General features: G+C 68.8%; 13 protein-coding genes and 2 pseudogenes. All 15 read left to right on the top strand.

Going from position 1 to position 12,856, the window contains the following annotated elements; translation table 11 throughout:
- The first annotated feature begins 56 nt into the window (after positions 1 to 56).
- The gene (locus tag AB4083_RS19220; protein WP_441610061.1) at positions 57 to 467 is read left to right on the top strand and encodes a post-PEP-CTERM-1 domain-containing protein; all 411 of its coding nucleotides are present in this window, start codon (positions 57 to 59) and stop codon (positions 465 to 467) included.
- Positions 464 to 2,476, top strand: coding sequence for a PA domain-containing protein (locus AB4083_RS19215; protein WP_441610059.1), 2,013 nt, complete (start codon positions 464 to 466; stop codon positions 2,474 to 2,476). The genes AB4083_RS19220 and AB4083_RS19215 overlap by 4 nt, the downstream gene beginning before the upstream one ends.
- Positions 2,477 to 2,512: 36 nt before the next feature.
- Positions 2,513 to 3,025, top strand: a pseudogene (locus tag AB4083_RS19210) (hypothetical protein); the annotation flags it as partial.
- 240 nt (positions 3,026 to 3,265) lie between these two features.
- Positions 3,266 to 3,463: pseudogene (locus tag AB4083_RS19205) on the top strand (trimeric autotransporter actin-nucleating factor BimA); the annotation flags it as partial.
- 339 nt (positions 3,464 to 3,802) lie between these two features.
- The gene (locus AB4083_RS19200) at positions 3,803 to 4,000 is read left to right on the top strand and encodes a YadA-like family protein (protein WP_441610082.1); all 198 of its coding nucleotides are present in this window, start codon (positions 3,803 to 3,805) and stop codon (positions 3,998 to 4,000) included.
- A gap of 236 nt (positions 4,001 to 4,236) precedes the next feature.
- Entirely contained in the window at positions 4,237 to 5,967 is a 1,731-nt protein-coding gene (gene gspE / locus AB4083_RS19195) for a type II secretion system ATPase GspE (protein ID WP_441610057.1), read from the top strand.
- 108 nt (positions 5,968 to 6,075) lie between these two features.
- Positions 6,076 to 7,293 (top strand): type II secretion system inner membrane protein GspF, encoded by a 1,218-nt coding sequence (gene gspF / locus AB4083_RS19190; protein WP_441610055.1) that lies wholly within the window; start codon positions 6,076 to 6,078, stop codon positions 7,291 to 7,293.
- A 90-nt stretch (positions 7,294 to 7,383) separates the two neighbouring features.
- The gene (gspG, locus tag AB4083_RS19185; RefSeq protein ID WP_441610080.1) at positions 7,384 to 7,782 is read left to right on the top strand and encodes a type II secretion system major pseudopilin GspG; all 399 of its coding nucleotides are present in this window, start codon (positions 7,384 to 7,386) and stop codon (positions 7,780 to 7,782) included.
- Positions 7,783 to 7,830: 48 nt separating this feature from the next.
- Positions 7,831 to 8,319 carry a GspH/FimT family pseudopilin gene (locus tag AB4083_RS19180; protein ID WP_441610053.1) on the top strand — a complete coding sequence of 163 codons (489 nt, stop codon included), beginning with the start codon at positions 7,831 to 7,833 and terminating at the stop codon, positions 8,317 to 8,319.
- A complete protein-coding gene (locus AB4083_RS19175) occupies positions 8,316 to 8,735 on the top strand; it encodes a prepilin-type N-terminal cleavage/methylation domain-containing protein (RefSeq protein WP_441610051.1) in 420 nt (139 codons plus the stop codon). Before AB4083_RS19180 ends, AB4083_RS19175 begins: the two co-directional genes overlap by 4 nt.
- Positions 8,735 to 9,400 carry a prepilin-type N-terminal cleavage/methylation domain-containing protein gene (locus AB4083_RS19170; protein ID WP_441610049.1) on the top strand — a complete coding sequence of 222 codons (666 nt, stop codon included), beginning with the start codon at positions 8,735 to 8,737 and terminating at the stop codon, positions 9,398 to 9,400. The genes AB4083_RS19175 and AB4083_RS19170 overlap by 1 nt, the downstream gene beginning before the upstream one ends.
- The gene (locus AB4083_RS19165; RefSeq protein WP_441610048.1) at positions 9,397 to 10,284 is read left to right on the top strand and encodes a general secretion pathway protein GspK; all 888 of its coding nucleotides are present in this window, start codon (positions 9,397 to 9,399) and stop codon (positions 10,282 to 10,284) included. Before AB4083_RS19170 ends, AB4083_RS19165 begins: the two co-directional genes overlap by 4 nt.
- Positions 10,281 to 11,456, top strand: coding sequence for a PilN domain-containing protein (locus AB4083_RS19160; protein ID WP_441610047.1), 1,176 nt, complete (start codon positions 10,281 to 10,283; stop codon positions 11,454 to 11,456). Before AB4083_RS19165 ends, AB4083_RS19160 begins: the two co-directional genes overlap by 4 nt.
- Positions 11,453 to 12,106 carry a type II secretion system protein GspM gene (gspM, locus tag AB4083_RS19155; RefSeq protein WP_441610045.1) on the top strand — a complete coding sequence of 218 codons (654 nt, stop codon included), beginning with the start codon at positions 11,453 to 11,455 and terminating at the stop codon, positions 12,104 to 12,106. Before AB4083_RS19160 ends, gspM begins: the two co-directional genes overlap by 4 nt.
- Positions 12,103 to 12,855 carry a hypothetical protein gene (locus AB4083_RS19150; protein WP_441610043.1) on the top strand — a complete coding sequence of 251 codons (753 nt, stop codon included), beginning with the start codon at positions 12,103 to 12,105 and terminating at the stop codon, positions 12,853 to 12,855. Before gspM ends, AB4083_RS19150 begins: the two co-directional genes overlap by 4 nt.
- Position 12,856 lies beyond the last annotated feature (1 nt).

The raw sequence follows: 12,856 nt of genomic DNA, 5'->3' as shown, positions 1-12,856 counted from the left end.
ATCGGTGGGCGAGTGCGGCTGTTCGAAAGCCCCTCATCGATAAGGAGTACAGGCAGTTGAATAACAAGCAAGGCATGCATGCGATGACCCTGGCGCTGATGACCTTCTTCGCCGCCACGGCGATGGCGCAGCAGCATCCGGCCGCACCGGCGCCGGATGCGCAGGTCACCTTCCGCGATCCGGTGACCGGCCAGATCCGCGAGCCCACCGCGGAGGAACTGGCCCAGCTGTCGCGGGCCATGCAGAAGGAACAGGCGATACAGGGGCGCTCGGCGGTTCCGCATGAGAACTCCGACACGCACCTTCATTGGCGCACGGTGCGCCTCGCCAACGGGGTCGAAGCCAAGGTGGCGGAAGTGCCCGAACGACTGCAGAGCCAGTTGGTCGCCAAACGTGGCCTCGACGGCAAGTACAGCGTGCAACACGCGGACGACACCGCGGCGACCGCGCAGGAGACCGCGCCATGAGCCGCCGCAAGGCGTGGCTTGCCGCGCTGGCGGTCGGCCTGGCGAGCTGTGCCGACGTTGCGGCATCGGCCGAGGTACACCTCAACAACCTGGACACCGGTTCCGGCACCGGCCTGGACGATCACGCGCCGGCGGCGCCGGTGGGCGGCAATCCTGGCAAGACCCGCGGCGAGCAGGCGCGCATCGTGTTCGAGTTCGCGGCCTCGCTATGGGGTTCGGTGCTCAAGAGCCGGACGCCGATCGTGGTCGATGCCTCGTTCCAGAAGCTGGCCTGTACCGCGACGGGCGGTACGCTCGGCTCGGCGGGTCCCAGCAATGTGGCGTGGTTTACCCCGGGGAGCGGCAACCCACCTGAGGCCAGGGTCGGCGTGATGTATCACATCGCCCTTTTCAATGCGCTGGCCGGCGTAGATGCGGATCCGGCAAGGGCCGACATCAAAGCGAGCTTCAATGGCGCCATGGGCACGCCCGGGTGCCTGGAGGGCACGCAGTGGTACTTCGGCCTGGACGGCAACACCCCGGCAAGCCAGTCCAACTTCCTCAACGTCGTGCTGCATGAGATATCGCATGGCCTGGGCTTCTCCGGCTTCAACGACCTGACCACCGGTGCGCCGTTCTTCACGGGCGAGGACGGGAAGGGCATCCCGGACATCTATTCGCTTTATGTCTACGACAACGCCAAGCGCAAGCGCTGGTACGACATGCCCTACGCCGAGCGCATGAGTTCGGCGATGAACGACGGCCACCTCGTCCACACCGGGCCGCACGTGCGCGCCGATGCTCCGCTCGCGCTGAGTCCGCGCCATGCGCTGCTGGTCACGGCGCCCGCTGCCGTGGCGGGAGAATACGGATACGGCTGGGCACCGTTCGGTCCGCAGCCGAATCCGGCCAATTTCAAAGGCACGGTGGCGCGGGCGGAGAGCGGCGCCAATGCGCAAGCCTGCGCGGCATTCGACAACGCCGCGGCGGTGAAGGGGCGCATCGCCATGGTCGACCGCGGCGGCTGCAACTACGCGATGAAAGCGCGCTTCGCCCAGGCGGCGGGGGCGACCGCGCTCGTCGTGGTCGACCAGCCGGACGACACCACGCCGGTGCTGCCTCCCACTGGAGAGGCCGGCGATCCGATCACGATACCGCTGGTAAAGATAGCGCAGGACGCCGGCCAGGCGCTGAAGGCCCATCCCGATGGTTTGAGCATGGCGATGACCCGCTTGCCGACCGGCACCGATCTGTCCGGCAACGTGCTGCTGTATGCGCCCACCACGTTGCGGGTGGGCTCGTCTTTCTCCCACTTCGATGTCCGCTTGTCGCCGAACGCGCTGATGGAGTGGCAGGAAAGCCCGGACCTGCAGGGCCATCTCGACCTGGACCTGACGCCATCGCTGTTCCAGGACGAAGGCTGGCGCCTCCGTGCCGGCGGCCAGTTGCTGGGCCTGTGCGATACCGGCGTACCGACATGGGTACGCGGCGGCGTGATCGTCGGTGCCAACCTGGCGGCGACGGCGAAAATGCTCGCCGCAAGCTCCGCCAACGAGGGCGATTACGCGCAGGCCATCCGCGCCCATGCGTCCGCACTGGTCCGCGCCAAACTGTTGAGCGCCGCGCAGATCGCCAGCCTCAATCTCTGCTTGAGCAATGCGGAAGTGGCCCGGCAATACAGCGGCTGGCGCCAGGGCGGCAGCGGCGATCGGGTGTTCTTCGAATTCGATAGCAGCGCGGCGTTGCCGGCGCAGTCCGGGGTGGCCGGCAGCGAGCGGCTCTATCTGCTGGACGTACCACCTGGCGCGCGCACGCTGAACATCCGCAGCTTCGGCGGCAGCGGCGACGTATCGCTCGTAGTGCGGGTGGGCAACGAGCCGACCGCGTCCAGCTACAGCTACCGCTCGGTCCACGCGGGCAATAACGAAAGCGTGTCCGTCGCGCGTCCGGCCGCGGGTGCGTACTTCATCAAGCTGGTGGGCGTGAAGCCCTATGCCAACGTCAGCGTACAGGCCAGTTACGGCATGTGAGCGCGGCGGCGATCCGACCTCTGGGAGTGATATCCGATGAACAAGTTCTACACGACGACCTCGCGCAGGCCGTCCAGCGGTTTGCACGCTTCGGTACTGGCGGCCTGCATGGCGCTGTGCGGTATCGGCGAAGCCGCGGCACAGACGGCGCCGACCGGCACGACCACCAACGGCAACGGCGCGGCGGCCAATGGCGATAACGCCACCGCGCTGGGCGAGAACGCGCTCGCCGACAAGGCGGACAGCACCGCCGTGGGCGCCGGCAGCGCGGCGCTCGACCGCGCTGCCATCGCGCTCGGTTCCAGCAGTATTGCCAACGCCGCCGAAAGCGTGGCGCTGGGCTACCGCAGCTTCGCCAACGATGCGAACGGCACCGCGCTGGGTGCCAACGCCAATGCATTCGGCATCGGCGCCTCGGCGTTCGGCAGCGGCGCGAACACCAATGCCCATTACGCGACGGCAGCGGGCTACGGTGCGCTGGCATCGGGCCTGCACAGCACGGCATTCGGCGCGAACGCGCAAGCTACCGGCGCCTCGAGCGTGGCGATCGGTGGCCGTGCGGTGGACGAAACGGGCGGAGCCATCGTGGGGGACGAACAGGGCAAGCCGATCGATACGGCGGCGACCAGCGCAGGCACCGGCGGTACGGCGGTGGGGGCCAGCACCAAGGCGGGTGCGTGGGGCGCTTCGTCCTATGGCCTGGGCGCGGAAGCTTCCGCGCAATTCGGCACGGCCTTGGGTGCGCTGACGACGGCAAGCGGCGCGTCGTCGCTTGCCGCCGGTCATGGCGCGGTGGCGAGCGGGCAGGAGAGCGTGGCCCTGGGTGCGAACAGCTATGTGAATGCGGCCAACAGCGTCGCCCTGGGTGCCGGCTCGGAGGCCACGCGGGCGAATACGGTGGCGGTGGGAAAGCTCGGCGCCGAACGCCAGATCACCCAGGTGGCGGCCGGCACCGAGGCCACCGATGCGGTGAATCTTGGCCAGTTCCGCAGTGCCCTCGGCGTACTCGACGGCTCGGTAACCAGCATCTACGCGGGCCTGGGCGATCTGAGCGGCCGCATCGCGGCACTGAGCCAGCCGGTGGCTCCCGCCACACCGGCGCCCGATGCCGCCAGCAGCGCCCAGGTGCAGGAAGCGCTGAGCACCGCCAAAAGCTACGCCGACGCCGGCGATCGCCAGACGCTGACTCAAGCCAAGGTCTACACCGACCAGAAACTCAGCAGTTTTGCCAGCCGCAGCGAGCTGGATGACCTGCGCCGCCGCGTCGACGATCAGTTCAATACGCTCGATACCCGCATCAACCGGGTTGGCGCGATCGGCGTGGCGATGTCGCTGATGTCTTCCAGCACGCAGGGCTTCGACGGCAACAGCCTGGGTGTGGCGGTGGGCGGCTATCGCAGCCAGGCGGCGTTGTCGGTCGGTTTTTCGCGGCAGCTTTCGACGCGGGCCAGGCTGACCCTGGGCACGGCGATCACCGGCGGCGGCGAAACGGCCGGGGGCGTGGGCCTGGGCATAGGCCTCTAAGGGATAAGGAGAAAGGCGTGGCGCAGGGTCCGGGTGGCGCCCGGATCCTGCGCCATGCTGCTCAATCGTCCGATTAAGACAGATATTTTTGCCTTTTTCTTACGACATCTCACTGCCGCGGGAGCATGCTCGCCACTGCCACGATGGTTGTGTTAACAATGGCGCTTCACTCGCCCGGCAGGGGCGATGCATGGAGCATCGCGGGCGCGACCTGGACTTGAGATGTGGGGTGTGTGATGTCGGCAGTGGCCAAGCCGGCGCCCGGCGATGGAGCCGCAGAGAGCAACCGCGAAGCCGCGGTATGCGACCTGCTGGTGGCGCGGGGGCGGCTGAAGGACAGCGATCTGACGCGCGCGCGGCGGCTGCACGAGGAGTCGCCCGAGGGCACGCTGACGGCGCTGATGGCCCGCCTGGGCCTGGTCTCCGAGCGTGACCTGGCCGAAGCCTGGTCCGAATTGCTGCATACGCCGCTGCTGGCCGCGCGCGAGGCGCCCGAGCTGCCGCCGGCGGAACTGGAGCTGTCCGCGCGCTTCCTGAAGCTGCACCACGTGGTGCCGGTGCGCGACGGCGAAGAGGGCGTGGCCTTGCTGGTGTCCGATCCGGCCGACGCGTATCCGCTGCAGGCGGTGGAACTGGCCGCCGGGCGGCCGGTGACCTTGCGGATCGGCCTGCGTTCGGAAATCGACGACCTGATCGAGCGTTATTACGGCTCCGGCCGCTCCGCCATGGGCACCATCGTGGAGAACCTCGACGGCGGCGCCGCGGTGGAGGACGACGTCGAGCACCTGCGCGACCTCGCCTCCGAAGCGCCGGTCATCCGCCTGGTCAACCTGATCTTGCAGCGCGCGGTGGAACAGCGCGCCTCGGACGTGCATATCGAGCCGTTCGAGAACCGCCTGAAAGTGCGCTACCGCATCGACGGCGTGCTGCACGAAGTGGAAGCGCCGCCGTCCAGCTCCACCGCCGCGGTGATCTCGCGCGTCAAGATCATGGCCAAGCTCAATATCGCCGAACGCCGCCTGCCGCAGGACGGCCGCATCCAGCTGCGCGTGCAGGGCAAGGAGCTGGACCTGCGCGTGTCCACCGTGCCGACCAGCTTCGGCGAGTCGGTGGTGATGCGTATCCTCGACCGCGAATCGGTGGTGTTCGACTTCTCCACCCTCGGTTTCACCTCCGCATTCCAGCAGCGCTTCGTCGACGTGCTGGAACGCCCGCACGGCATCCTGCTGGTCACCGGCCCCACCGGCTCGGGCAAGACCACCACGCTGTACACCGCGCTGGCCAAGATCAATACGCCGGACGTGAAGATCATCACCGTCGAGGATCCGGTCGAATACCAGATCGAAGGCATCAACCAGATCCAGGTGAAGCCGCAGATCGGGCTGGACTTCTCCGGCGCCCTGCGCTCGATCGTGCGCCAGGACCCGGACGTGATCATGATCGGCGAAATGCGCGATCTGGAAACCTGCCGCATCGCCATCCAGTCCGCGCTCACCGGTCACCTGGTGCTGTCCACCCTGCACACCAACAGCGCGGCGGGCGGCATCACGCGTTTGCTCGACATGGGCGTTGAAGACTATCTGCTCGGCTCCACCGTCAACGGCATCCTGGCCCAGCGCCTGGTGCGCCGGCTGGATCCGGAAACCGCGACGGCCTACGAGGCGCTGCCCGAGGTGATCGAGCAGTTCGAGCTGCACAAGTACACCGACGAGCGTCCGATCCGCCTGTGGAAGCCCGGCAGCAGCACGGCCAATCCCACCGGCTACCGCGGCCGCCGCGCGATCATGGAATTCCTGGTGATGACCGACCCGCTGCGCCGCCTGGTGATGCAGCGCGCCGACGCCGGCCAGATCGAGCGCCAGGCGCGCGCCGAAGGCATGCGCACCATGTACGAGGACGGCATCGCCAAGGCCGTGGCGGGCATCACCACGCTCGAGGAGGTGTTGCGTGTCACGCAGGATGGGTGAGGGCGGGGCATCGGCGCCAGGGAGTAAGGCATCGGCGCAGCTTCGGTTGTCGCCGTTATTTCATGCGCCCCGCCTAAGGTGCGTTTCCCGCGCCACCGACAGCACCCCATGAGCCAGTTCCACTACCGCGCCGTCAGCGACACCGGCGACATCCTGCACGGCGAAATGGAAGCGGCCAGCGTCGACGAGGTGATCGCGCGCCTGCAGGACCAGGGCCATACGCCGCTGGAAGCACGCCCGGCCAACGAGGCGGGCAGCAGCGGCAGCTTCGGCGGATTGTTCAAGCGCGGGCCGTTCACCGGCGACCAGCTGGCGCAGTTCACCCACCAGCTGGCCACCCTGCTCGGCGCCGGCCAGCCGCTGGACCGCGCGCTGGGCATCCTGCTGGACCTGCCCGAGGGCGAGCGCGCCAGGAAGCTGATCGAGCGGGTGCGCGACCGCGTGCGCGGCGGCACCACGCTGTCGCAGGCCTTCGACGAAGAACACGGGGTGTTTCCCAAGCTTTACATCAGCCTGGTGCGCGCCGGCGAAGCCGGCGGTTCGCTGGAAGACACCTTGCGCCGCCTGGCCGATTACCTCGAACGCAGCCAGCAATTGCGCGGCAGCATCGTCAACGCGCTGATCTATCCGGCTTTCCTGATGGTCGGCGTGCTCGGCTCGCTGGTGCTGCTGCTGGCCTACGTGGTGCCGCAGTTCGTGCCGATCTTCGAGGACATGCAGGTGCCGATCCCGCTGATCACCCAGGCGGTGCTGGCGCTGGGCAACCTGATCCAGTCGTGGTGGTGGCTGCTGGCGCTGCTGATCGGCGGCGGCATCTTCGTGTGGCGCACGCGCATGCGCGATCCCGATTACCGCCTGGCCTGGCATGGCCGGCTGCTGCAGCGGCGGATGATCGGCCCGCTGCTGCTGAAGGTCGAGACCGCCCGCATCGCCCGCACCCTGGGCACCCTGGTCAAGAACGGCGTGCCGCTGCTGTCGGCCCTGACCATCGCCCGCCAGGTCACCTCCAACCGGGCCCTGGACGAGGCCCTGGCGCAGGCTGCGGAACAAGTGAAGGGCGGCGCGGGTCTCAGCCTGGCGCTGGCCCAGTCGCAGCGCTTCCCGCGGCTGGCCCTGCAGATGGTGCAGGTGGGCGAGGAGGCCGGCCAGCTCGACACGATGCTGCTGAAGGTGGCCGACACTTTCGAACTGGAGAGCAAGCGCGCGATCGACCGCCTGCTCGCCGCGCTGGTGCCGGCGCTGACCATCGTGATGACCGTCCTGGTGGCCATCATCATGGCGGCGATCCTGCTCCCGCTGCTCAGTCTGACCAGCAATATTCAGTGACGAAAGAACGGAGATAACGCAATGGCTCATTTGATGAAGCGGGCCCCGGCCTTCGGGCGCGGGCAACGCAGGACCCTGGCCCTGCACGGCATGCGCGCCCGCGGCTTCACCCTGCTGGAAATGCTCGCCGTGATTGTGCTGATCGGCATCATCGGCGCGGTGGTGGTGACCCAGGTCGGCAAGAACGTGGACAAGGGCAAGTACGGCGCCGGCAAGGCGCAGCTCACCACGCTCAGCCAGAAGGTCGAGAACTACGCGCTGGACAACGGCTCGCCGCCGCAGCAGCTGCAGGACCTGATCGCCAAGCCCGGCAATGCGCGCAACTGGCAGGGTCCGTATGCGAAGGAATCCGAGCTCAAGGATCCGTGGGGCCATGCCTTCGGCTACAAGTATCCGGGCGAACACGGCAACTTCGACCTGGTCTTCTACGGCCAGGACGGCCAGCCCGGCGGCGACGGCTACAACGCCGACGTGGGCAACTGGCAGTAAGCGATGAAAGGGGAACGGGACACGCGGAACGGTGAACGGGAAACGGCAGTGCGATGCTCTGCCGCCGCGCCCCGTTCAGCGTTACCCGCACCCCGTTCCCGGCGCGCGCGCGGCTTCACCCTGCTGGAGATGCTCGCCGTGATCCTGCTGATCGGGATCGCGGCGGCGGCGGTTTCCGTCTCGGTGTCGCAGGGCCTGGCCAGCGCGCGCGTCAACGCCGCCAGCGTGGAGATGGCCGCGTCGCTGCGCGCCACCCGCGCGCAGGCGATCGTCACCGGCAAGGAGCAGGTGTTCGACGTCGACATCCGCAAGAACACCTATAAGGGCGCCGATCATCGCGACGTGCGTCTGCCCTCGGGCATGAAGCTCTCGATCACCAGCGCCAAGGAAGACCAGCCCGACAGCAGCACCGGGCGCATCCGCTTCTTTCCGGATGGCAGCTCCACCGGCGGCCACATCACCCTGCAGCGCGAACAGCGCAAGTGGCAGGTCAACGTGTCGTGGCTGACCGGCGCGGTGAGTGTGGTGACGACGTGAAACCCCGGGCCGCGAAACGCGCCGGGGGCTTCAGCCTCCTGGAAGTGATCGCCGCGATCCTGCTGCTGGCGATCGCGTTCACCGCGCTGATGCGGGTGACCGGCGGCTCGATCGAACTCACCAACAATGCGGCCGACTACACCCGCGCCGCGCTGTGGGCGCACAGCCTGCTCGACACCGTCGACGCGGAAGGGCCGTTGAAACCCGGCCACACCGAAGGCCGTTTCAACCAGCAGTACCGCTGGCGCCTGACGGTGACGCCGTGGACGCCGGTCGACGTCGATCCGCAGCAGCAGCTCTCGGCGCTGGCGCTGACCAAGCTCGATCTGGACGTGCTGTGGGGCCAGGGCCGCAGCGAGCGCAGCGCGCACTTCAGCACGCTGCGTTTGACGATGCCGCCGAACGGTCCGCAGTGATGTCCAGGCAGCGTGGCTTCAGCCTGCTCGAAGTGCTCGGCGCGCTGGCCTTGCTGGCCTTGCTGCTGCTCGGCGTCTATTCCGGCGTGCGCACTGCCACCCGCAGCGTGCGTTCCGGCACGCTGGCGGTGGAGCGGCTGGACCGGTTGCGCTCGGCGCAGCAGTTCATGCGCCAGGAGCTGGTGCAGATTGCGGCGGTGCCGCAGGGGCGCGATCAGAACGGAGACAGTATCTATTTCACCGGCGATGCGCAGAGCATGCGCTTCGTCGCACCGCTGCCGGGCTATCTGGGCAAGCTGGGGCCGCAGTTGCAGGAGTGGAAACTGGTGTCCAACGACAAGGGCGGCTCACGGCTGGAAGTGCGCTTCGCGCTGTTGCCGCCCGACGGCAGCGCGCCCAAGCCGCTGGGCGAGCCGGAGGTGCTGATGGACGACGTGCGCGACGGCCATTTCAGCTATCGCACGCCGGACCTGCCCGACCAGCCCGGCAGCTGGCAGGCGACCTGGCCGGACCCGCGCCTGCTGCCGCGCGTGGTGCGCGTGGAACTGAAGCTCGACGGCCTGCACGACTGGCCGCGCCTGGATGCGCCGCTGCGCATCGATGCCACCGCCGGCCAGCAGATGGACCTGCTGCGCGGACTGCGCCGCCAGCCGGTGGCGCGATGAGCAAGCTCCGTGTCAGCTTGCAGCGCATGCCTTCGAGGGGCACAAGCCAGCGCGGCGTCGCGCTGCTGGTGGTGCTGTGGGCCTGCACCCTGCTGGCGATCGTGCTCGGCGGCTATGCGCTGCTGGCGCGCAACGAAGGCCTGCAGGCGCGCTACCAGTTCGCGCAGCTGCGCGCGCATTACGCCGCCGAAGCCGGGGTGAACCGCGCGATCTACGCCCTGCTCACGCCGTCGCCGGACCGCCGCTGGATTCCGGACGGGCGCGAATATCCATTCCAGTACGAGGATGCCAAGGTCGGCATCCGCGTGGTCGACGAAACCGGCAAGGTCGATTTCAACGCCGCCTCGCCCGAGGTGCTCAAGGCCTTGTTCCGCGCCGCCGGCATGAACGACGGCCCGGCGAACGAACTGGCCACGCGCGTGGTCGAATGGCGCAGCTTCGGCAACCCCGGGGATCTGAACAACAACGCGGCCTACGTTGCCGCCGGCCGCGACTACGGCCCTCGCCACGGTCCGTTCGCCAGCCTTGAGGAAACGCAGATGGTGTTGGGCATGGATCCCGCGCTGTATCGCAAGATCGCCTCGCAGATCACGATCTGGTCGGGCCGCAATGCGCCCGATCCGAACTACGCGCCGGCGCTGGCCATGCAGGCCATTCCCGGCATGACGCCGGACCAGGCGAACGCGGCGTATGCCGCAAGACAGCAAACCGGCACGCAGCAGGGCCTAGGCGGCAGTCAGGGCGTGACGCATAGTATTCGTTCGGAGGCAACGCTACCGGACGGCACGCGCGCGATACTGCGTGCCACGGTGCGGCTGCAGGGAGCCAGGGCCGGAGCGCAACCGTACGCGGTGCTTCGCTGGCAGGAGGGAGACGGGGAATGAGCATGACGAGCTCGCTGCGACCGCAGCTCGAACAGGTGCGCCGCGCATGGCGGGCTTCGCCCTTGCCGCGGTTCTTTGCCTGGTGGGGCGGCGAACTTGCCGCACTGCTGCCGGCAGGCCTGCGCGCGCGCTTCGGCGGCGGCGCGGCCTGGCACCTGCTGGAGCGCGCCGACGCCGACTGGCGGCTGCGCCGCGACGGCTCGACCGCGCCGCTGGCGCAATGGAGCGACGAACTCGATGCCTCCGCCCAGCAGGCCGCGCTGGCCGACGGCCTGCGCGGGGTCGATCGCGAGGACTTGCGACTGGCGCTATGCCTGCCCGCCGCGCAGGTGCTGCGCAGGCCTCTATTGTTGCCCGCCGCCGCGCGCGACACGCTGCGCCAGGTCGGCGCGTTCGAGATGGACCGGCAGACGCCGTTCCGCCCCGAACAGGTGCGCTACGACATCCGCGAACTGAACACGCCCGCGCCGGCCGGCCGCATCGCCGCCGAACTGGTGGCGGTGCCGCGCGCCACGCTCGATCCGCTGCTGGGCCGGCTCGGCCAGCTCGGCATCGCGGTGGACGCGGTGGACATGGGCGTCGACGCCGGCCGCTGCGGCGTCAACCTGCTGCCGCCGGAACAGGCGCCGCGCCGCACGCGGCCGCGCCAGCGGCTCAACCTCGCGCTGATCGCCGCGAGCGTGGTGCTGTTCGGCCTGGTGCTGGGCGAGTGGCTGCACAACCGGCGCGATGCGCTGGAGCAGATGCAGGCGCAGGTGGAGACCATGCGCGGCGAAGCGCAGAAAGTCGGCGCGCTGCGCCAGCAGCTGCAGGACATCGCCGGTGCCGCCGGCTTCCTGGCCTACCGCAAGAAGAACAGTTCTTCTGCGCTGTCGGTGCTGCAGGATCTCAGCCAGCGCCTGCCGATGACCGCATGGCTGGAGCGCCTGAGCATCGACAACACCGGCCAGGTCGGTTTCCAGGGCCAGAGTCCGCAGGCGGCGCGCCTGATCGATGCGCTGAAGGACTCCACTGTCATCGCCAATCCCAATTTCCAGGGCACCATCCAGGCCGACCCACAGACCGGCAAGGAACGCTTCTACATGGTCGCGCAGCTGCGCAAGAAGATCCCGCCCAAGCCGGCCCGGCAGGGCGCCCCGGGTGCTGCCGCCAGCAGTGGAGAACAGCCGTGAAGCTGGCCGCGATGAAGCCTCGCGACAGCCGCATCGCGGCGATCCTGCTGTTGCTGGTCACCCTGGTGATCGGCTATTTCGCGCTGCTGCACTGGTGGTTCGTGGCGCCGATGCTGGACGTCAACGCGCAGATGGCCGACCTGCGCGACACCCAATCGCGCTTTGCCGCCGCCATCGCCGAGAAGCCGCAGCTGGACAAGCGCATCGCCGCGCTCGGCCAGGGCCAGGCGACCAGCAGTGCGTTCCTGCCGGAGGACGATCCCAACGCGGCCGCGGCGGGCATGATGCAGCGCGTGGTCGACGTGGTCGCCGCGCATGCCGAAGGCGGCAGCTGCGAAGTGACGCAGAAGATGCCGGTGCCGAACCCGGCCACGCACGACGAGCCGTATCGCAAGGTCGCGGTGAGCATCAGCCTGCGCTGCGACATGCAGCCGCTGGCCGCGGTACTGCACGACCTGGAGCAGGGCACGCCGTACCTGTTCGTCAACGAGATGAGCGTCTACCGCAACCCGGTCGCCGCGCAGCAGAACAACAGCGCGCCGCCGCTGGAAGTGCAGTTCACGCTGTGCGGCTACGTGCGCCAGGCCAATCCGGGCGCACCCGCCTCGCCGGCCACGCCGCCGCAGCCGGGCGGGGAGGACGACGCATGAACGCCGCCGCGCAGCGTCGCCTGACTCCGGTGCTCGGCACCGTCGCCGCCGTACTCGCTCTGCTGCTGGTGGTGCTGCTGGCCGGCGTCGGCCGCGGCGTGCACTGGAATCCGCCGCGCCCCACCGAAGCCCTGCCGGACATGCACGACAGCGCCGCCGACCAGCCCCGGCCGTTGCCGCTGGAGCAGTTCGGCATCGTGTGGCAGCAGCCGGTGTTCAATCCCGACCGCAAGCCGGTCACGCGCGCGGCCAAGGGCGGCGCCAGCCTGGGCGAGATGCAGCTGACCGGCATCATCCTCACCTCCAAGCTGCACATGGCTCTGCTGCATGCGCGCGGCCAGGACGCCGACGTGCGCGTGGCCGAAGGCGCCGCGCTGCCGGACGGCAGCTGGAAGCTGGTGGAAGTGAAACCGCGTTCGGCGGTGTTCGAATCCGGCAGCGGCCGCACCGAACTGGAACTGCCCGCCGGTGCGCCGATCGACGCGCCCAAGGCCGACGGCCAGCCGCCGCAACCGCCGCAGCCCGGCAATATGACCGGCCCGATCGCGGTACCGCCCGGCGCCATGCAGCGGGTGGGGGCCGGCATCGCGCCGCAGCCGCCGCCCGACAACAACAGCAACGAAGCCCGTCCGCAGCAAGCCGAAAGCTCGCTGCAGGCCGAACGCATCCGCCAGCTCAAGGCCGCCATCCAGAAGCGTCGCGTCGAGCAGCAACAGCAGCAAGCCGGCAATCCTGAAGGAGCACACTGAT

Source organism: Dyella sp. 2RAB6 (genome assembly GCF_052115385.1).
Taxonomy (GTDB): Bacteria; Pseudomonadota; Gammaproteobacteria; order Xanthomonadales; family Rhodanobacteraceae; genus Dyella_D.
The sequence above is the reverse complement of the archived record's forward strand: the minus strand, read 5'-3'. Positions and strand labels throughout refer to the sequence as shown.